Consider the following 17,935-nt stretch of genomic DNA (forward strand, 5'->3'; position numbering starts at 1 on the left):
GAGTGATCACAAATGACCTATACCCATATTACCATGGATGAACTAGTGATGATAGAAGCTTATTACCATCAAGGTATTCCAGTTGCTAAAATAGCTGCTTACTTGAATCGTACTCGAACACCGATTAATAATGTTATCAGGTTCTTCAGAGCAGGACATACAGCTTTCGAGTATTACCTACGGTATAAGAAAAACAAGAAGCAGTGTGGACGCGAAAAAGTTGTTTTACCAGAAGAACAACATCTTTATATCAAGGAAAAAGTAGCTGAAGGCTGGACGCCTGATGTCATTATTGGCCGTAAAGAAATGACAATAGACTGTTCCGTACGAACACTTTATAGACAATTTAAAGAAAAAACATTCGATGAAGCTACCCTTCCAATGAAAGGGAAAAGAAAGCCTAACGGACATCAAGAACGTAGAGGTAGACAAGCTTATAAACGAAATATCTCTGAAAGAATAATAGATTATCCAACATTTAAAGAAGAATTTGGTCATATCGAAGGAGATACCGTTGTAGGTGTCCGCCACAAAAGTGCGGTCATTACTCTAGTAGAGATTTTATCGAAAGCTATCATTACCTTAAAGCCCAAAGGGCGTAAAGCCTGCGACATTGAGAGTGCTATGAATCAATGGTTCCAATCCATACCAAAAAAATTATTCAAATCAATTACTTTTGATTGCGGTAAGGAGTTCTCCAACTGGAAATCTTTGTGCAACCAGCATGATGTCGCTATCTACTTCGCTGACCCTGGAACGCCTTCACAACGAGCTTTAAACGAGAATTCTAATGGGCTTCTTCGAAAAGATGGATTGCCAAAAGAAATGGATTTCAACGAAGTTGATCAGGCTTTCGTATCGTCTGTTGCACACAAACGGAATATAATTCCAAGAAAGTCATTAAATTACCAAACACCGCTGGAAGTTTTTATGAGTTACATGGATGAAGATATTTTGTATAGCTTAATTTGACAAATCAGATATTAAAAGATTAGATTACCTGCATTTGCTATAAAGTTTCGATTGAAAGTGCCGATATAAAGAGAGATGGGAAAATAAGGAGAGGCATGGGATAGTATTGAGGAACGTTAAAAGATACATAGATACGCGATGGATACAGGTAACTTTATAAAAACTAAACTATTAAAAAAGAGGATTGAAAAAATGAAAATTAGGAAAGAAAAAAAAAATAAAGTAAAAAGCTTAAATACAAAAATATTAGCAGGATTTGCTATTATCGTATTATTCATTATATTTCTAAGTGCATACAATGCAATAGCTTTAAATAATATCAATAAATCAATGGAAAACGATATGAAAAAAGAATTGGAATTATTAATAAACGATCAGAATCTACTAACAGATGTGCATAGACGCACAAGTTTAATGCGCGGCTATATGTTGTATGAGGATGACAGTTACCGGATGCAATTCAATGAAGAAACCAAAAATAGTATTACATTAGAGAATACAGCTCTTAAATTAAGCGATTCAATGGAATTAAAAAAATTGATTAGTAAAAAAGTCTCTTGGGGTAAGTTAACGGACGAAGCTTTTGAAGCCTACGACAATGGGGATCCAGCTAAAGCCAAAGACATTATGGATACCCAAGCTGGAGTACTTGAAAAAGAGATGGAAACAGGCTTTTCTGATTTAGTAAGTCAAAGAGAAAAAGCGATTCAAGAACTAAGCGAAGAGATTGCGAATAAGGGTGAATCGATTAGGAATTTGGGTATAATTGTGGCGGTAGTAGTAACGTTATTGTCTGCAATTATTGCTTACATGACGTCAAAAAGTATTACAAAACCAATCAAACGGGTTATGAATCAGATGAAAGAAATTTCAGATGGCAATTTAGGTGTGGAACCATTAGCTATAACTACGAATGATGAAACGGGTCAATTATCTGAATCAATGAATACGATGCAAAAAGTATTAAAAGACATGATTTATAACCTTTCTACTGCTTCAGAAACATTGACAGCCAATAGTGAAGAGTTAACTCAATCAGCATTTGAAGTGAAATCTGGTTCAGAACAAGTTGCTACAACGATGCAAGAATTGGCTACTGGTTCTGAGACACAAGCTAACACAGCTAGCAGTTTATCCATTGTGATGGGTAATTTCACTAAAAAAGTTCAAGACACCAATAAGAGAGGCGAACAAATTAATAAGACTTCTCAACAAGTTTTAGAAATGACTAATCAAGGCGCTCAATTGATGGAATCGTCTACTCAACAAATGCAAAAAATTGATCGGATTGTGCAAGATACAGTTGAAAAAATGGGTACACTAGATAATCAAACAAAAGAAATATCTGATTTGGTTTCAATCATTCAGACCGTTGCAGATCAGACAAATCTTTTAGCTTTAAATGCGGCAATCGAAGCAGCAAGAGCTGGCGAACACGGCAGAGGATTTGCTGTTGTGGCAGACGAAGTTAGAAAATTAGCAGAACAAGTTGCGGTCTCCATTGCTGATATTACTGGTTTTGTAAATATGATTCAATCAGAATCAAAAGTGGTAACCGACTCCTTACAAATAGGATATGCAGAAGTTGAAGAAGGAACTGCTCAAATTAAAACGACGGGACAAACTTTCTCTAAAATAAGCAAATCAGTGACAAGTATGGTTGGTGAAATCCAACAGGTATCTGATAACTTAGAAAGCATAGTCTTTAATGCTGAAATTATGGGAAGTTCAATTGAAGAGATTGCAGCCGTTTCCGAAGAGTCAGCTGCTGGAATAGAAGAAACTTCAGCTGCGACACAACAAATTAGCAGTTCGATGGAAGAAGTGTCTGGAAACTCTGAACACTTGGCCACATTAGCAGAAGATCTAAGTCAAATGGTTAACCAATTCAAGTTATAAAAATAAAAAAATCAACCAGTTACCTGAGATTAGTGGTTTATCTCAGGTAACTGGTTGTTTTTTTTTTGGATAAGCAGAGGACTTTGTGACATGATACAATAAAAGCATTAAGGATAATAGAAAAATTCAAGATGCATTCTAAACTAAGAAAGAAGGCCTAAGAACGATGAACGAAAAACAACTTTGGGAAAAATTTATAAAAAAACAGCCAGAATATGAAAAAGAAAAATATGTAGCTTGGCAATACGGTGTCGTACCTGACGAGCTAGCTGATTTAACCATGCGAGAAATAAAAACAGCGACTTCATCTGCTTATGATTTATATCTTTTGGAAGGAGAAGCCTTACCTAAAACAGGCGAATGGAATATTATATTAGACAGTAAGGATCAAGCGATTTGTATTACGCGTACCACAAATGTTTCAATTGTACCTTATGATGAAGTAACGAGTGAGCATGCCTTTAAAGAGGGAGAAGGCGACCGGTCGTTAGCATATTGGAGAACAGTACACAAAGACTTCTACTCAAAAGAATACAAAGAAAATAATTTGGAATTCAACGAAACGATACCCGTTGTCTGCGAAGAATTTGAGTTAATGTATAAATAGATTCTAGTAAGAAGAAAGAATGTCATTAAGCAGCTGACGAAAAGTTGAACGATTTTCTTCTGTGAAAGGTTTAGGTCCTTTAGTTCGCTTTCCACTTTTTCGAACCATGGCACTTAAGTAGCGATCTTGCAATAATTGATCAATGTTATCTGTAGTGTATCTATATCCATTATGGTGTATAACGATGGCTCCTTTGGCCAAGACCAATGAAGCTAATCCGTAATCTTGAGTAACCAATAAATCATTTTTATTGATCAAACGCATAATACGATAATCAGCAGCTTCAGCGCTATTATCTACGTAAATGGTTTCAACACCTTTTGGCTGTTCAACTGTTGAAAAATGAGAAATACTTGTTACTAGAGTGATGGGTAATTTTTTTGCCGTTCCTTCCGAGATAATAATATCTTTTACGGGGCAAGCATCGGCATCGATGTAGATAGTCATTTTTTGTTTTGCTTCCATTGTACACACTCCTTTCATTCGATAAAAACTCTTGTTCATTAAAAGACAGTTTAATTATATTCTACAAGAAATGAGTGTTAGGTGCAAAAAAGCGAGGGATAGAAATCGATCAAGATAAAAAAGTTATCCCCAACAAATTGGTTATTTGTTGGGGATAACTTTTTTTAGATAAGCTTAAATTATTCTGCTTTTTCGCCGATAACTTCTGGCTCAGCTGCTTCATCAGTTGTTTCTTCTTCTTCTTCAAGAGCAGTAGGTTGTGCTACGATAACAACTGTTTCATCCTGTTCATCGAACACAGTAACTGATTTGTCTATTTTTATGTCTCCAACAGTCAGAGAATCACCAATTGTTAATGTGCTAACGTCAAGAGTAAATTCAGTAGGAATATTTTCAGGAGTTGTTTCAATTTCTAATTCGTTTAGAGTTTGTGAAACCATACCTAATTTAACATTTTCAGTACCTTTAAGAACGATTGGAACAGTAACGGTTAATTTTTGTCCTTTTTCAATCGCTTGAAGTTCTACGTCCAAGATTTGAACTTTTATAGCAGAGCTTTGGTAATGTTTGATGATAACTTGTTTAGGTTTTTCGCCCTCAACAACAACCTCAAAAATACCATTTTTTCCTAATTTTTTTAATACTTCAATAAAATCTTTTTCGTTAAGTAAGATTGAAGTAGCCTCTTCACCTTTGTTGTATACAACAGCTGGAATGTTATGTTCTTTTCTATACCTCTTAGCTGAAGCTGTTCCAATTTCTGATCTTAATTCTGCATTTACTTTCATGAATTTTTCCCCTTTCGTATTAGCTTAGTCAAGTTACTTCACACAATTTATCTGTATCTAAAAAAGAAAAAAACGAGAACTGAGCTTTGAAATCACGTTCACTACACATTATACCAGATATTTGCGTATCAACCTAATGAAAATTTTTTCATTTTATTTCATTCAACGGATTGCTCTCAATAATTAGCGCTATACCGATGCCTCCACCGACACACAAAGAAGCAAGTCCATAACGAGTTTTATTGTTTAAAAGCTCATGGATGAGACTTACTACGATTCTAGACCCTGAGGCCCCAATAGGATGACCGAGTGCAATAGCCCCGCCGTTTGCATTAACGTTAGCCATAGTTAAATTTAAATCTCTAGCAACAGCGACACTTTGAGCAGCAAAAGCTTCATTTAATTCAATGGAATCCATTTTTTCAAGCGTTAGATTGGTTTTCTTTAAAACTTTTTTTATGGCATGGTAAGGGGCATATCCCATAATAGCAGGATCAATACCGACTTCTGCATAACCTTTGATAGTCGCTAGATAGGGGAGTTCTAATTGTTCAGCTAATGATTTTTTCATTAAGACAAGAGCGGCTGCGCCATCATTAATTCCGGATGAATTTCCAGCAGTGACGGATCCGTTTTCTTTAAAAGCGGGCTTTAGCTTTGTTAAACTATCTAGAGTGGTAGTTTCACGAATAAATTCATCATCACTAAATAGTTGCTCTTTTCCTTTAATTGGAACAGGTATAATTTCTTTTATAAATTTACCATCTTTTTGGGCGGTAGCAGCTCTTTTTTGTGATTGCAATGCAAATTGATCTTGTTCGGTTCTAGAAATGCTGTACTGTTCGGCGACTTTTTCAGCAGTTAGTCCCATAGGTAATTGGCTGAAAGCATCTGAAAGACCATCATGCATAACGCTATCTATCAAACGGTCATCGCCAGCTTTTTTGCCCCAGCGGTGTGTGTTTAAAAGATAAGGAGCCTGAGACATGTTTTCGGTACCCCCAACAACGATAACGTCAGCATCCCCTAATTGGATGGCCTGACTTCCTAGAATAATGGCTTTTAATCCAGAACCACAGACTTCGTTAACTGTCATGCCAGGAGTGACATAAGGGATACCAGAATGAACCGCAATTTGGCGCGCTGGATTTTGGCCGGAACCTGCCTGTAAGACATTGCCAAAAATAACCTGGTCAACGTTATCTGGAGTAATAGAGGCTCTTTTGATAGCTTCTTTTGTAACAATCATTCCTAATTCGACAGCGGATACATTTTTTAAACTGCCTCCGAACTTTCCAATTGGCGTTCTTGCGGCACTAACGATAACGACTTCTTCCAATAGATACCTCTCCTTTATTTACTGTAATCTGATCATTTAGTCTTTAAATGACTACGAACTACCTTTATTGTACGATATTCTCCTCAATATGACACTTTAAGTTTTTATAAAACATTTTGAGTTAAAAAAATGGCTAGAATATTAAGCTTATCTTTAATTTAACGCTAACTTCTTGTTTTTTAAACTATTGTGTACTATTCTTTAATTGAGCTACTAAGTTTAACAGGTGTAATGTGTCTATTGGTATAGTATTCATGCGCTGGATTTTTTATTCATGATAAAGGATTATTGGAGGAGATTTTTTTGGAAATAGGAATCGATAAAATTGGGTTTTATGCCCCAGATTTATATATGGATATGCGTGAATTAGCTGTTGCCAGAGGAATAGAACCAGATAAGTTTACTATTGGTATTGGACAAGAAAAGATGGCGATTGCGCCTATTACTCAAGATACGGTAACATTGGCAGCAAATGCTGCATTGAATTTATTAGATGAAAAAGATAAAGAAGCGATTGACCTAGTTATTTTTGGAACTGAGACAGGGATAGATCAATCAAAATCTGCTGCTGTTTATGTTCACGAATTACTTGGATTAGATCCAGTTGCTCGCTCCTTTGAAATCAAACAAGCTTGTTATGGCGCAACAGCAGGTATACAAATGGCAAAAGGTCATGTTGCATTAAATCCAGACAGCAAAGTTCTAGTACTGGCTTCAGATATTGCTAAGTATGGTCTGAATTCTCCAGGAGAATCGACTCAAGGAGCCGGGGCAGTTGCACTAGTTATTAGCGCGAACCCAAAAATAATGGTTTTAGAAAATAACAGCGCCTATCTTACATCGGACATTATGGATTTTTGGCGTCCAACTTACTCAGATATGGCTTTTGTTGATGGGAAATTTTCAAATGAACAATACATTTTATTTTTTGAAACAGTTTGGAAACAATATAAAGCTAAGAGTGGTTTAGGATTTAAAGACTTTGAAGCTCTTTGTTTCCATGTGCCCTATACTAAAATGGGACTTAAAGCCTTGAAACCTGTTCTAGAAGAAGAAGGAACAACTGAAGACCAAAAAAGAATGTTAGAAAATTATCAAAAAAGTATTCAGTATAATAAAATAGTAGGTAATATTTATACAGGTTCTTTATACTTAAGCTTGCTTTCTCTTTTAGAACAAAAAGAAGAGTTAAAAGAAGGTTCAAGAATTGGCTTGTTTAGTTATGGTTCAGGAGCAGTGGGAGAATTTTTCACTGGCATTATGCAGCCTGGCTATCAAACTCAATTAAACACTATCCAAAATACAGATAGGTTGTCATCAAGAAGAAAAATTAGCGTAGAAGAATACGAATCTATCTTTAAACAAGAGTTGCCAGTTGATGGATCAACTATTGAATTGGATATAGAAAAAGATTCGGCAGCAATTTGTTTAGCAGGGATGTCTGAGAATAAAAGACAGTACATCAACAAACGGACGTATGGTTCAAATTAATCAATCTTTCTACATAAAAAGGGAGTGAGACAATTGTCTCGCTCCCTTTTTTGATTAGTTAAGCTTTTTAAGGCACTGGATTTCCAGCAGATCGATAAAGTTCATACCATTCTTCACGTGTTAACTGAATATCAGATGCTAGTGCGTACTCGTTCAAACGATTAGGTGTCATTGTTCCAACAATGGTCTGAATATGAGCAGGATGACGTAAAATCCAAGCAATTGCAGCACCAGAAGAATCAAGGCCATATTTTTCACCGATTTCTTTTAGCTTAGCATTTATATCAGGGAAATTTGGATGATCAATGAAAACTTCTCCACCAGCTTTAATAGGTGACCATGCTTGAATAGTCATTTTGTTAAGGCGGCTGTAATCAAGAACACTGCCATCATGGTTGATGCTGTTGTTGTGTTTTGTATTCACGGTTATACCAGCATCAATCATGCCAGTATGCATAACACTTAATTGCAATTGATTGACAATTAATTCTTGTTCAACGGTTTGTTTCAATAATTCAATTTGCATGGGGTTGTGGTTGCTTACTCCAAAATGACGAACTTTTCCATTTTTTTCTAAAATATTAAAAGCTTCTGCTACTTCTTCTGGTTCAGCTAATGCATCAGGACGATGCAATAAGAGAACATCAAGGTAATCTGTTTTTAAGCGACTTAAACTTTCATCAACGGAATGAAGAATGTGCTCTTTTGAAAAATCATAGAAACCTTTTCGTATCGCTGTCTTGCTTTGGATAATAACTTTTTCTCGAGCAGCAGATTTTAAGTCAATCGCTTTGGAAAAGACTTCTTCTGATTTACCACCACCATAGATATCGGCGTGATCAAAAAAATTCACGCCTAAGTCCAATGCATTATCGACAACAGCTGTTGCTTCTTTTGCTGACAGACCAGCCATAGTCATACAGCCTAAACCAATATTCGAAACCATTAAATCACTTGTTCCTAATGCTATTTTTTTCATTTGCTCATTCTCCTTTTGCTTTTTTATCCATTCAATGAATGGGACACACCATACAGTATTGTAACATGTAAACGGAAACAGGTAAAATAGATGAACGACCCAACATTGTGCGATACCGAGCAAGGAATGGTGATAAAAAGATATTAATAGTTAATATATTTGTAGGTATAAGTATTTATAAGAATTAATTCAGTGAAAATAAAGTAAATTATTCACAAAATGATTGACACAAATTTTTTTTGGGATTATAGTAGTTACTGAAGGTAGCTACTAATCAATCAAAGACACTCATGTGATTAATTTCACCTTGAAGGGAGGAATAAAATGAATCGAGTAATAGCCATTATGAAAGAGTATCAATTTTCAGAATATGAAACATTGGTTTACATTGCATTACTGAAAAAAAGCGGCCAAACAGGTTATGAAGTGAGTAAAAATTCAAGTGTTCCCCGTTCGAAAGTATACAATACCTTAAATGTTTTATTAAAAAAAGGGTTAGTTATTTGTAGCAATACAGATCCAGTATTGTATATGGCTCAGCCGGTTGCCAGGGTAATAGAACAATTAAAGAGAAAAACACAAGATGATTTCAATGAAATCGAAAATAATTTAGGGAATATTGAAGAGTCAGAAATGACTGAAACATTATGGAACTTTTCAGATTATAACCAAGTTATTGAAAAAGTGAACGAGTTAATTGAAAGCTCTCAAAAAGATCTTTATTTACAAGTTTGGGAAGAAGACTTAACTAAGGAAATGATTGGATTATTAACCAAAGCAGAAAAGCGGTTAGAAAATTTCATCGTTATTTTATTTAGTCAAGAACAGCGTTATGAGTTACCATTTGCTCGGTTTTACAAACATGGGTTCGAAGAAGATAAATTGAAAGATTATGGAAGTCGCTGGATTAGCATAGTGGCAGATTCAAAAGAGGTTGTCTACGGCACATTACCGAATGACCAGCCAGATGTCATTTGGACACGCAATCATTCGATGGTGAAATTAGCCAAAGAATACATTATTCATGATGCTTATAATTTACGCATGATCAAGCAGTTGGAAGACCCAGCTAAACAAGTATTTGGAAAAGATTTAATGGATGTTAGAAATATTTATAAAAACTAAAATTATTGGAGGAAACTAGAATGACTACGGTATTATTAACGTTAATTGTAATTGTGAACTTATTTTTTGTACTATCTTTTGTGAAGGATCTAACAAAACACAAGAATGACATTATGAGTGAACCAGCTAGCACGCTAGCATTACCCTTTACTTCATTCTTTACATTTTTACTTTCCACTTTTGGCGTATCAGATTTCGCTATTGGAACAGTATTGTATCGAAAGTTGAAATGGGTGCCTTTAAAGAAACTACCAGGAACATTAAATGCACAATGTGTTATTCCAGTAGCAGCAATGGCTCTCTTATATATCACATCAATTGATGTTGGACTTAAAACATTAGCTGTTTGTATTATCAGTCAAGTTATTGGAGCGTATGTAGGACCACGTTTTGTTGTGAAATTACCAGAAAAAACAATCAAACAATTTATTTCAATCGGTTTAACCGTTGCAGCAGTGTTAATTTTAGCTGGGAAATTCAATGTGATTCCTTCTAACGGAACAGCAACAGAGTTATATGGTCTAAAATTAGTAACAGCCGGCGTTTTATTATTTGCTTATGGTGCATTAAACAATATTGGTATTGGTTCATATGCGCTAACAATGGCTACGGTTTATGCTTTAGGTATGAATCCAGCAGTAGCTTTCCCCATTATGATGGGAGCAGCCACATTCTCAGTTCCTATTGGAAGTATGCAATTCGTTAAATTTGGTCAGTATAGCCGTAAGATCACGTTATTTACCTCTACATTTGGGGTACTAGGTGTCTTAACAGCCGTTTACTTTGTTAAATCTCTAAATACTGGTATGCTACAATGGTTGGTTATTGTGATTTTACTTTACACAGCTGTTAGCATGGTTTTAGAGTTGCGTAAATCTAAAATGAACTTGGCAAACGAAATCAATTAAGAAGACAAAGTAAGCTAGAATGTAGATGAATCGAAATAGTAAGTTGAGTGATAAATAAAGTAAAGTACACAGAGGAGAGGAAAAAATGATTGTATTAACTAAAGAAGATATGCAAAAAGCTTTTTCAATGAAAGAGGCTATTCAAGCAGATAAAGAGGCATTGCGTCTTTTTTCTGAAGGGAAAAGTACCGTTCCGTTGCGTACGAATATTGATGTTCCTGAACATGGTGGCCAGAGTTTGTATATGCCTGCTTATGTTGCTGGAGATAACCAGGCTTTAGGTGTGAAAATCGTGTCTATTTATCCTGGAAATATTGGAAAAAATTTACCAAGCGTTCCAGCAACGATGGTTATGTTGAATGCTGAAACGGGAATAGTAGAAGCTATGATGGATGGAACTTACTTAACACAATTGCGTACAGGAGCTGTTCAAGGAGCCGCAACAGATATTTTAGCTCGAAAAGATGCTAAAATTGCTGCTTTATTCGGAACAGGTGGCCAAGCTGTTTCTCAATTGGAAGCGATGTTGACTGTTCGTTCACTAGAAGAAGTTAGAATAGTTGATATAGATAAAGAACGATGCCAACAATTTGTTAAAGAAATGGCAGAAAAATTTGCTCATTTTGGGACAAAATTAATTGCTGTAGATTCTGCAGAAGAGGCTGTAAAAGGAGCAGATATCATCACGTCTGTAACCACTTCTAAACGTGCAACATTTGCTGGAGAATTTGTTAAAAATGGCGCTCATATCAATGGTGTAGGAGCTTATACTCCTGAAATGCATGAGCTTCCTAGTGAAATTATCGTACGAGCAGATAAAGTTATTTTTGACACAACGCAAGGGGTATTGGCAGAAGCGGGCGATATCATTACACCTTTAAAAGAAGGATTGGTTGAAAGAAGTCATTATCAAGGAGATCTTGGAGAAGTGATGCTAGGGAAAATTTCAGGTCGTGAAAGCGATGAAGAAATTACAGTCTTCAAAACAGTTGGCACGGCTGTGTTAGACGTGGTTACTGCTGAAAAAATTCTTATAAAAGCCAAAGAACTTGGAGTTGGAACAGAAATCACATTATAAAAATAAAGAAAGTTAGTCTGATAAATAAAAAAAGCCAGCCATTGAAATTTTTCAATGGCTGGTTTCTTTCAATTTAACAACACAACTATTTTTTTATTCTTTACTAACTTTATCCTGATTTGTACCAGGTGACATGGGTATACTTGGATTCTCAATAGGATGATCCCCAGCAAATGTCCCGTCTGAGTCTTTAATTGGAATACCATCAACCGTTAACTTTTTATTTTTATTTGAAGCAGGAATATCAGCATGAGCAGCTGAATATTCACCAATAATCGGAATAGAATCTATATCATCATCTGTGGAATCACCGCTAGAATTAAATGCATCACTTGTATTTATTGGTTCTTCAACTAAAATAACATATCCGCCATTTTCGATAGCTTTATTGTAGCGTTCGGTGATAACCGGGCTCAAATGGTATTTTCCAAGCGGATTTTCTAAATCACCATCAGTAAAGACATCTCTAGTGCGGTCCCAAATAGACTGGTGGCGTGCTTGAGTTATTGGATCAACATCAGCAATGGTTAAACTTTCGATTCGTCCTTTATTTTCTTTATACGTGACAACAGTAATATCATCTGCTTCATATCCCTCTAATAGTAAATGTTCCACTTCGGCTGCAGCTTCTTCAACTGACTGATAAGCATTTCTGAAAATTTTTGACATATCTATTCCTCCTATTAGCTTAATGTTGTTCATATAAATATCCTATCAAATAATGAAAAGGTTTCCAAATATAAACGCTTATTACAAGAAAAAGTAACGAACAGATTTATTAAAAAAAGACGTATCATTAGACAACTTTAGCTCTTTTAATTATGATTATTACAAAGTGGTAATCACTTTAATACGATTGTGGGAGGAAAAGAAACATGACAAAAACGAATACCGAAGTACAAACGGCACTGAATAACTTGGTGGCAGCTCATAGCGTCTTTACTACAAAATTATATCAGCATCATTTTTACGTACAAGGCAGTCACTTCTTTACACTACATGAAAAATTTGAAGAGTTATACAATGAAACCACAGAAAAATTTGATGAGTTAGCTGAACGATTACTTGCAATTGGAGGCAAACCTTATTCAACATTACAAGAATTTTTAGATCATTCTTCTATTAAAGAAAAACCTTATACAGGCAAAGTTTCTGCTATGGATATGGTAACCTCAATAGTAATGGATTTTCGTATTATGAGAGATGAATTAGCTAAAGCCATCACGTTAACTGGCGAAGCAGGCGATAATGTGACACAAGATGTATTGATTGGTTACAAAACGGCAGTAGATAAACACATCTGGATGTTGCAAGCTTTCCTTGGAAAAGATCCACTAGAAGGCGAATAATACGTCACTTTATAAAAAAGCATCAGAACTTTTCTGGTGTTTTTTTGTAGAAAAAGACTTCTTATAAATAATCCAGAACTAATAGTGGCAGATGAACCAATGGTTAAGCTAGATACAAAGTGCGCTAAAGAAGTAGTGAAATTAAGTGCTCAAGAAGTGAAATCTAGAAGCAAAGCCGTTATTATGAGTGCTCATGCTGAACTATTAGGATGGTGTGTATAAAATTGAAGACGGTGTACTTTATTAAAAAGGGTACGGTTCTTCTTTAGATGGACAATTCGGATGAAAAATAACTCGGATTTGTCCATTTTCACCCTGCTTTCGTGTTGAAAAAGGTTAGTGGAAACTACTCGTTAATAGCAATAGGTGGAGTGGAAACCATTGCTGCTAAAGGACGTTCTTTTATCATTAATCAAAAAGCATCCGGTTTACTCAAAAAAGAGTAAATCAGATGCTTTTTTTAATTAGTGAACATATCTTTTCCAACAAGATTTTCAAATAAGTCATAAATGGGTTTATTTACCTTTTTTAAAGAGACTGGTCGGTGGTTACTATTTAAAAAGCAATGCTTGCTTTCTCCATAAGCTCTTAGTTCGCCTGATACTTTATCGATTACTCGATATGAAAGGGTTAATTTAATCCCATTGAAAAACTCGACAGCAGGAATGATATAAACGGTTTGATTATAATAAACCATTGATTTGTACTCACAATTGATAGCTAAAACAGGAATAATAATTCCCGATTCTTCCATTTGATCATAGCCAAATCCGACTGAATCTAATAAATCTGTCCGAGCTTCTTCAAACCAGCGAATATAATTAGAGTGATGAATAATGCCCATTTGATCGGTTTCATAGTATTGAGCTTTGTGTTCATAAAGCTTTAATTCATTGTTCATAAAAAACCCCTCACTTTACCTGATTAAAAAAAGTGCCCATCATAAAATGATAGGCTGGATAAGCGATAAGTCAAACTTTTGAAAGTGTCAATAAATCTGGCTTCAATGCTTGATTTGGAGTAGATGATAAGTAATCGTACAGCGAACCGGTATAGATTGATTCAAAAATAGGCAATGCTTCTAAATCTTGTGGTGTAATAAAATGAATTTCTTTTTGAAAATCATAAATCGCACTATCGGATAACAACTGAGCAACGAATTGAGAGCAAAAAAAGGTATCGTCTCGTTTATAATCAATATTAAGAGCAAGTGTCACTAATCCAATTAAATTATAATGATACATATTCTTTGTTTGTTCATAATATTGTATTAAATTAGTTAACAACGTAAATTGTTCTGGAGTCACATCACAGGAAAGAATATTGCATTGTGCACGGATAAAGTATTCTCTAGTTAAGTCTTCCTGGATAAAACCGGCAATAAAAGGATTGTTAGGCCTCTTTCTGCCAAAACTATACATATCTACCAGTGTAGAATCAAGAGCGATGGAAGCATGGTTGTATTCAGCTTTAGTATAAAACTTGATGGTTTTAGAAAGAATTGTATTTGTATCGGTTAAAACGAGATATATTTTCATGAAACTACCTTCTTTTTATAAATTAGTCAAGCTATGTTATACCTGTTTCTTTGAATAGTAAGAGTTTAAATGAGAGCGATATTAAAATAACATCATGGATAATAAAAACTATAATGACTTTCTAAGTATACACTATCCATATGTTTTTACTAGACTTCTTTAGTAAAAGACTAAAAGAAGTGAAAAGAATGTTACAAAGCTAATCTTTATGCACATTAAATGCATAAAGATTAGTGTAGCTAAGTGTTTTTATTTGCTAAAATATATAAAAGGCTATAACATATTGGTTAGAACATACTGTTTTAATGCGAGCACCCTTTAAATGTTTTTTTGAAAGGAAGATTAGGAATGAATAATAAGAAAGTAATACCCATTGTGAGTGCTGTAGATGATCATTACGCTCCGTACCTTAGTGTTATGATGATGACCTTGTTAAAGCATTTAGCTGATGATGTTGCCATCGCTTTTTATATCATTGATGATCATATTTCCAAAGCAAGCAAAGAAAAATTGAATCAAGTTGTTTCTAATCAATCATCTGTAATCCATTATTTGGAAGTTAACTCTGATTTATATGCAGATGTGTTAGAGAGTGATCATATTACTCAAACAGCTTATTACCGCATATCATTGCCAGACTTATTATCAGACAAACATTATGAAAAGGTACTGTATATTGATTGTGATGTGCTAGTGCTAGAGGATGTTTCTAAACTATACGATACCGATATTGGTGAAAATATTATTGGTGCTGTTATTGATCCAGGTCAAGCTCTTGTGTTAGAAAGATTGGGCATCGACACAGACGATTATTATTTTAACTCTGGTTTAATGCTCATTGATTTAAATAATTGGCGAAAAGCTGGCATAACTAAAAAAACGCTTACTTTTTTACAAGAAGAAGAGGATAAAATTATCTACCATGATCAAGATGCGCTTAACGCTATTCTTTATGAAAAGTGGTTTCAATTGCATCCTAAATGGAATGTGCAAACATCCTTACTATTTGAAAGACATCAACCGCCAACTGCAGAGTATAAAAAACTGTATAAAGAAGCTATCCAACATCCCTCGATTGTTCACTTTACTGGTCATGACAAACCTTGGAACTCAGATGAATACCACCCATACACTCAAATATACTTAAAAGAATTAGCCAAATCACCTTTTCAACAAAGAGAAGTAGAATCTCAACAATAATTTCTCTATGTTACTAACGAACACAACTAGCGAACATGCACTCTTTTGAGAGCTTAAAAAAGACCCTGTTTTCTAGGTCTTATTTAAGCTACGAAAAAATAGGATATGAAAAAATGAAAATAGTTTGATTTGATAGAGGAGGAACTACCATGCTTGAGTCTAAAAACATCACAATCGTTTCATCTAGTAATGAGGATTTTGTCCCTCATCTGACAACGCTGTTTCTTTCTTTATTAGTAAGCAAAAATGCGGATACTCAATTAAATTTTTATGTAATCGATGACAATATCTCATTGAACTCAAAATTATTGTTGAATCGTACTGTTAACCGACACAAAGCACGTATTAGTTATTTATCGATTGATGAATCTGAATTTGAAAATGTAGTTGAGAGTGAAAGGATTCCGAGGACTGCTTATTATAGGATTTCCATTCCAAATCTTTTAACTACTATAGATCGTGCGATTTACCTTGATTGCGATATGATTTGTTTGGAAAACATTCAAAACATATGGGAATTAGATTTAGGAGATAACTTACTAGCTGCAGTCGAAGATGCAGGCTTTCATGATCGTTTGAACGTAATGGGAGTAAACTGTCAATCAGATAGATACTTTAATTCAGGCATGATGGTTATGGATTTGAAGAAGTGGCGTGAAGAAAAAATTACAGAACAAGCTTTCGAATTTATAGAGGCTTATCCGCATTTGTTGAAATTTCATGACCAGGATACCTTAAATGCCATTTTACATGATCGCTGGTTAGGATTGCATCCTCGTTGGAATGCTCAAACGTATTTAATGTTAGATGAAAAACAACATCCAACGGAAATAGGCAGAATGAAATGGGAGAAAGCAAGACAAAACCCAGCGATTGTCCATTTTTGTGGACATGAAAAGCCTTGGCATGAAGATTCTATCCATCCTTACAGAGAAGATTATTTTGGTTTAAGAAATAAAACAGCTTTTCCGTTAGCAAGGCTAGAAAAGGCTCGCGAAAAGTAAGAGGATGAGGATATAAAACGCTGATTACTAGAACAAATAAGGGTGTAAGAAATAGCAGCGCACAACACTCACGCGCTTTTCTGTCGAATTAATGTTCTTAGGAATGTCTTCTAAAATGGTTAGTGAATAAAAACGGTTTTGAGACATTTTCTGTCCCGAAACCGTTTTTATTCATTGCTTAAAGACTAAATAGATTAGTTTATTTAACGATTGCTTTTTTTAAAAAAGCAGAAGGGGACTGGCCATAATGTTTTTTAAAGAGCTTGCTAAAGTAGAGAGCATCGTTATAGCCAATTAACTTTGAAATTTCTTTGATAGTAATGCCTGTTTGGGTAGCTAGCAAAAGTTTAGCTTGCTCTAGTCTAATTTTAATCAAATAATTAATCGGCGAATCGCCTGTTTCTTCCTTAAAAATTCGGGACAGATTGGTTGGGCTGAGATAATAGTTGCGCGCAAGATCGTTTAGCGTAATATCTTCTATATAATGAGCTTCAAGATAGTGAATGATGTCATTGGCCGTTTGTTGTTTCTTTTGCTCTTCAGCTGTTAAAGTAACGCGAGTATGTTTGTTTGTCAGTGCATATTTATCTCTTAAAAGGAAAACAATTAATTGTGTAACAAGGGATTTTAACATGAGTTCAAGGCCTGGTTCATTAGCTGAACGTTCAGCTATAATTTTGCGACAAATAGCAAAAAATTCTGTGTGGTGTTGTTCCATTAAATGAATAACAGGAGAATCTACTGGAAAAAAATCTTTTGGAAAACAATCCAACACGACATTTCGAAATCCAATATGAAGCTGAGTGTTTTTCATAGCAGCATCAGAATGTTCGTGGTGATCGAGGCCTGGATTAAACAAAAGGATAGTTCCCTTTTCTAAACGAACGGTATGGTCGTTAATCGTGTACAATGATTCGCCATCAATAATAATTGAAAGTTCTAAAAAATCATGATGATGATTCCTTCCAGAGGAAGGACCAGCAGTGGTTACATCAAAAACATATAAAATCTCAGGATTAAATGTCTTGGCATTCACATTAAACATCCACTCACCTCCAAGAAAAAAGTATACTCGTATTCAGTTACCTAAAAGTATAAAGTATCTCATTAAATAGCGCAATCATTCAGCCAATGAAGTAAGATGATCATGGATTGTTATTTACTCCATCTCTTTTAAGAAAATACACCATTCT

Annotated in this window: 20 protein-coding genes; 12 read left to right on the plus strand and 8 right to left on the minus strand. The window is 34.9% G+C overall.

Going from position 1 to position 17,935, the window contains the following annotated elements; genetic code table 11:
• Positions 1–12 precede the first annotated feature (12 nt).
• The 3 genes from BR44_RS09695 (at position 13) to BR44_RS09705 (ending at position 3,478) form a co-directional block, all read left to right on the plus strand.
• Positions 13–972 (plus strand): IS30 family transposase, encoded by a 960-nt coding sequence (locus tag BR44_RS09695; protein WP_034552274.1) that lies wholly within the window; start codon positions 13–15, stop codon positions 970–972.
• Positions 973–1,164: 192 nt separating this feature from the next.
• Complete coding sequence (locus tag BR44_RS09700) at positions 1,165–2,871, plus strand: methyl-accepting chemotaxis protein (RefSeq protein ID WP_034552276.1); 1,707 nt, start codon at positions 1,165–1,167, stop codon at positions 2,869–2,871.
• A 166-nt stretch (positions 2,872–3,037) separates the two neighbouring features.
• The gene (locus BR44_RS09705; protein WP_034552278.1) at positions 3,038–3,478 is read left to right on the plus strand and encodes an ASCH domain-containing protein; all 441 of its coding nucleotides are present in this window, start codon (positions 3,038–3,040) and stop codon (positions 3,476–3,478) included.
• 3 nt (positions 3,479–3,481) lie between these two features.
• Here the strand turns inward: BR44_RS09705 and BR44_RS09710 are convergent, their stop codons facing one another.
• From BR44_RS09710 to BR44_RS09720, 3 genes are all read right to left on the minus strand, one after another.
• On the minus strand, positions 3,482–3,925 hold the full coding sequence (locus BR44_RS09710; protein WP_034553252.1) for a YaiI/YqxD family protein: 444 nt from the start codon (positions 3,923–3,925) through the stop codon (positions 3,482–3,484).
• Positions 3,926–4,122: 197 nt separating this feature from the next.
• On the minus strand, positions 4,123–4,731 hold the full coding sequence (locus BR44_RS09715; RefSeq protein WP_034552279.1) for a 50S ribosomal protein L25: 609 nt from the start codon (positions 4,729–4,731) through the stop codon (positions 4,123–4,125).
• A gap of 148 nt (positions 4,732–4,879) precedes the next feature.
• Positions 4,880–6,070 carry an acetyl-CoA C-acetyltransferase gene (locus BR44_RS09720; protein WP_034552281.1) on the minus strand — a complete coding sequence of 397 codons (1,191 nt, stop codon included), beginning with the start codon at positions 6,068–6,070 and terminating at the stop codon, positions 4,880–4,882.
• A gap of 303 nt (positions 6,071–6,373) precedes the next feature.
• Between BR44_RS09720 and BR44_RS09725 the strand changes: the two genes are divergently transcribed.
• Positions 6,374–7,561, plus strand: a complete 1,188-nt coding sequence (locus tag BR44_RS09725) for a hydroxymethylglutaryl-CoA synthase (protein ID WP_034552284.1) — start codon at positions 6,374–6,376, stop codon at positions 7,559–7,561.
• 67 nt (positions 7,562–7,628) lie between these two features.
• Here BR44_RS09725 and BR44_RS09730 read toward each other — a convergent pair whose 3' ends face one another.
• Positions 7,629–8,540, minus strand: a complete 912-nt coding sequence (locus tag BR44_RS09730) for an aldo/keto reductase (RefSeq protein WP_034552286.1) — start codon at positions 8,538–8,540, stop codon at positions 7,629–7,631.
• Between the two features lie 324 nt (positions 8,541–8,864).
• Here BR44_RS09730 and BR44_RS09735 point away from each other — a divergent pair, with 324 nt between their 5' ends.
• The 3 genes from BR44_RS09735 (at position 8,865) to BR44_RS09745 (ending at position 11,651) form a co-directional block, all read left to right on the plus strand.
• Complete coding sequence (locus BR44_RS09735; RefSeq protein ID WP_034552289.1) at positions 8,865–9,665, plus strand: TrmB family transcriptional regulator; 801 nt, start codon at positions 8,865–8,867, stop codon at positions 9,663–9,665.
• 20 nt (positions 9,666–9,685) lie between these two features.
• On the plus strand, positions 9,686–10,573 hold the full coding sequence (locus tag BR44_RS09740; RefSeq protein WP_034552291.1) for a sulfite exporter TauE/SafE family protein: 888 nt from the start codon (positions 9,686–9,688) through the stop codon (positions 10,571–10,573).
• A gap of 85 nt (positions 10,574–10,658) precedes the next feature.
• A complete protein-coding gene (locus BR44_RS09745; protein ID WP_034552294.1) occupies positions 10,659–11,651 on the plus strand; it encodes an ornithine cyclodeaminase family protein in 993 nt (330 codons plus the stop codon).
• A 93-nt stretch (positions 11,652–11,744) separates the two neighbouring features.
• On the opposite strand, the gene BR44_RS11170 is transcribed toward BR44_RS09745, so the two are convergent.
• Entirely contained in the window at positions 11,745–12,320 is a 576-nt protein-coding gene (locus tag BR44_RS11170) for a general stress protein (protein ID WP_051912684.1), read from the minus strand.
• A gap of 206 nt (positions 12,321–12,526) precedes the next feature.
• On the opposite strand from BR44_RS11170, the gene BR44_RS09755 reads away from it, so the two are divergent.
• The 3 genes from BR44_RS09755 to BR44_RS12075 all read left to right on the plus strand — a co-directional run bounded on the left by BR44_RS09755 (position 12,527) and on the right by BR44_RS12075 (position 13,446).
• The gene (locus BR44_RS09755) at positions 12,527–13,000 is read left to right on the plus strand and encodes a Dps family protein (protein ID WP_034552296.1); all 474 of its coding nucleotides are present in this window, start codon (positions 12,527–12,529) and stop codon (positions 12,998–13,000) included.
• 84 nt (positions 13,001–13,084) lie between these two features.
• Positions 13,085–13,222 carry a hypothetical protein gene (locus tag BR44_RS09760; protein WP_156954952.1) on the plus strand — a complete coding sequence of 46 codons (138 nt, stop codon included), beginning with the start codon at positions 13,085–13,087 and terminating at the stop codon, positions 13,220–13,222.
• 101 nt (positions 13,223–13,323) lie between these two features.
• Positions 13,324–13,446: a hypothetical protein gene (locus BR44_RS12075; protein WP_281173143.1), complete on the plus strand. Its 123-nt coding sequence runs from the start codon at positions 13,324–13,326 to the stop codon at positions 13,444–13,446.
• Positions 13,447–13,460: 14 nt separating this feature from the next.
• On the opposite strand, the gene BR44_RS09765 is transcribed toward BR44_RS12075, so the two are convergent.
• On the minus strand, positions 13,461–13,901 hold the full coding sequence (locus tag BR44_RS09765) for an acyl-CoA thioesterase (protein WP_034552302.1): 441 nt from the start codon (positions 13,899–13,901) through the stop codon (positions 13,461–13,463).
• A 70-nt stretch (positions 13,902–13,971) separates the two neighbouring features.
• Complete coding sequence (locus BR44_RS09770; protein WP_034552304.1) at positions 13,972–14,538, minus strand: hypothetical protein; 567 nt, start codon at positions 14,536–14,538, stop codon at positions 13,972–13,974.
• Between the two features lie 348 nt (positions 14,539–14,886).
• On the opposite strand from BR44_RS09770, the gene BR44_RS09775 reads away from it, so the two are divergent.
• Entirely contained in the window at positions 14,887–15,738 is an 852-nt protein-coding gene (locus tag BR44_RS09775) for a glycosyltransferase family 8 protein (RefSeq protein ID WP_034552306.1), read from the plus strand.
• Positions 15,739–15,887: 149 nt separating this feature from the next.
• The gene (locus BR44_RS09780; RefSeq protein ID WP_034552309.1) at positions 15,888–16,742 is read left to right on the plus strand and encodes a glycosyltransferase family 8 protein; all 855 of its coding nucleotides are present in this window, start codon (positions 15,888–15,890) and stop codon (positions 16,740–16,742) included.
• 199 nt (positions 16,743–16,941) lie between these two features.
• On the opposite strand, the gene BR44_RS09785 is transcribed toward BR44_RS09780, so the two are convergent.
• On the minus strand, positions 16,942–17,787 hold the full coding sequence (locus BR44_RS09785; protein ID WP_034552312.1) for a helix-turn-helix transcriptional regulator: 846 nt from the start codon (positions 17,785–17,787) through the stop codon (positions 16,942–16,944).
• Between the last annotated feature and the right edge of the window lie 148 nt (positions 17,788–17,935).

The organism is Carnobacterium funditum DSM 5970 (assembly GCF_000744185.1).
Taxonomy (GTDB): Bacteria; Bacillota; Bacilli; order Lactobacillales; family Carnobacteriaceae; genus Carnobacterium_A; species Carnobacterium_A funditum.

Bases quoted from the DNA above. Each gene is read 5' to 3' on its own strand.
- BR44_RS09755 (WP_034552296.1), top strand. From the start codon at position 12,527: ATGACAAAAACGAATACCGAAGTACAAACGGCACTGAATAACTTGGTG.
- BR44_RS09730 (WP_034552286.1), bottom strand. From the start codon at position 8,540: ATGAAAAAAATAGCATTAGGAACAAGTGATTTAATGGTTTCGAATATT.
- BR44_RS09735 (WP_034552289.1), top strand. From the start codon at position 8,865: ATGAATCGAGTAATAGCCATTATGAAAGAGTATCAATTTTCAGAATAT.
- BR44_RS09695 (WP_034552274.1), top strand. From the start codon at position 13: ATGACCTATACCCATATTACCATGGATGAACTAGTGATGATAGAAGCT.
- BR44_RS11170 (WP_051912684.1), bottom strand. From the start codon at position 12,320: ATGTCAAAAATTTTCAGAAATGCTTATCAGTCAGTTGAAGAAGCTGCA.
- BR44_RS09780 (WP_034552309.1), top strand. From the start codon at position 15,888: ATGCTTGAGTCTAAAAACATCACAATCGTTTCATCTAGTAATGAGGAT.
- BR44_RS09710 (WP_034553252.1), bottom strand. From the start codon at position 3,925: ATGACTATCTACATCGATGCCGATGCTTGCCCCGTAAAAGATATTATT.
- BR44_RS09775 (WP_034552306.1), top strand. From the start codon at position 14,887: ATGAATAATAAGAAAGTAATACCCATTGTGAGTGCTGTAGATGATCAT.
- BR44_RS09785 (WP_034552312.1), bottom strand. From the start codon at position 17,787: ATGTTTAATGTGAATGCCAAGACATTTAATCCTGAGATTTTATATGTT.
- BR44_RS09715 (WP_034552279.1), bottom strand. From the start codon at position 4,731: ATGAAAGTAAATGCAGAATTAAGATCAGAAATTGGAACAGCTTCAGCT.
- BR44_RS09770 (WP_034552304.1), bottom strand. From the start codon at position 14,538: ATGAAAATATATCTCGTTTTAACCGATACAAATACAATTCTTTCTAAA.
- BR44_RS09745 (WP_034552294.1), top strand. From the start codon at position 10,659: ATGATTGTATTAACTAAAGAAGATATGCAAAAAGCTTTTTCAATGAAA.
- BR44_RS09705 (WP_034552278.1), top strand. From the start codon at position 3,038: ATGAACGAAAAACAACTTTGGGAAAAATTTATAAAAAAACAGCCAGAA.
- BR44_RS09765 (WP_034552302.1), bottom strand. From the start codon at position 13,901: ATGAACAATGAATTAAAGCTTTATGAACACAAAGCTCAATACTATGAA.
- BR44_RS09700 (WP_034552276.1), top strand. From the start codon at position 1,165: ATGAAAATTAGGAAAGAAAAAAAAAATAAAGTAAAAAGCTTAAATACA.
- BR44_RS09740 (WP_034552291.1), top strand. From the start codon at position 9,686: ATGACTACGGTATTATTAACGTTAATTGTAATTGTGAACTTATTTTTT.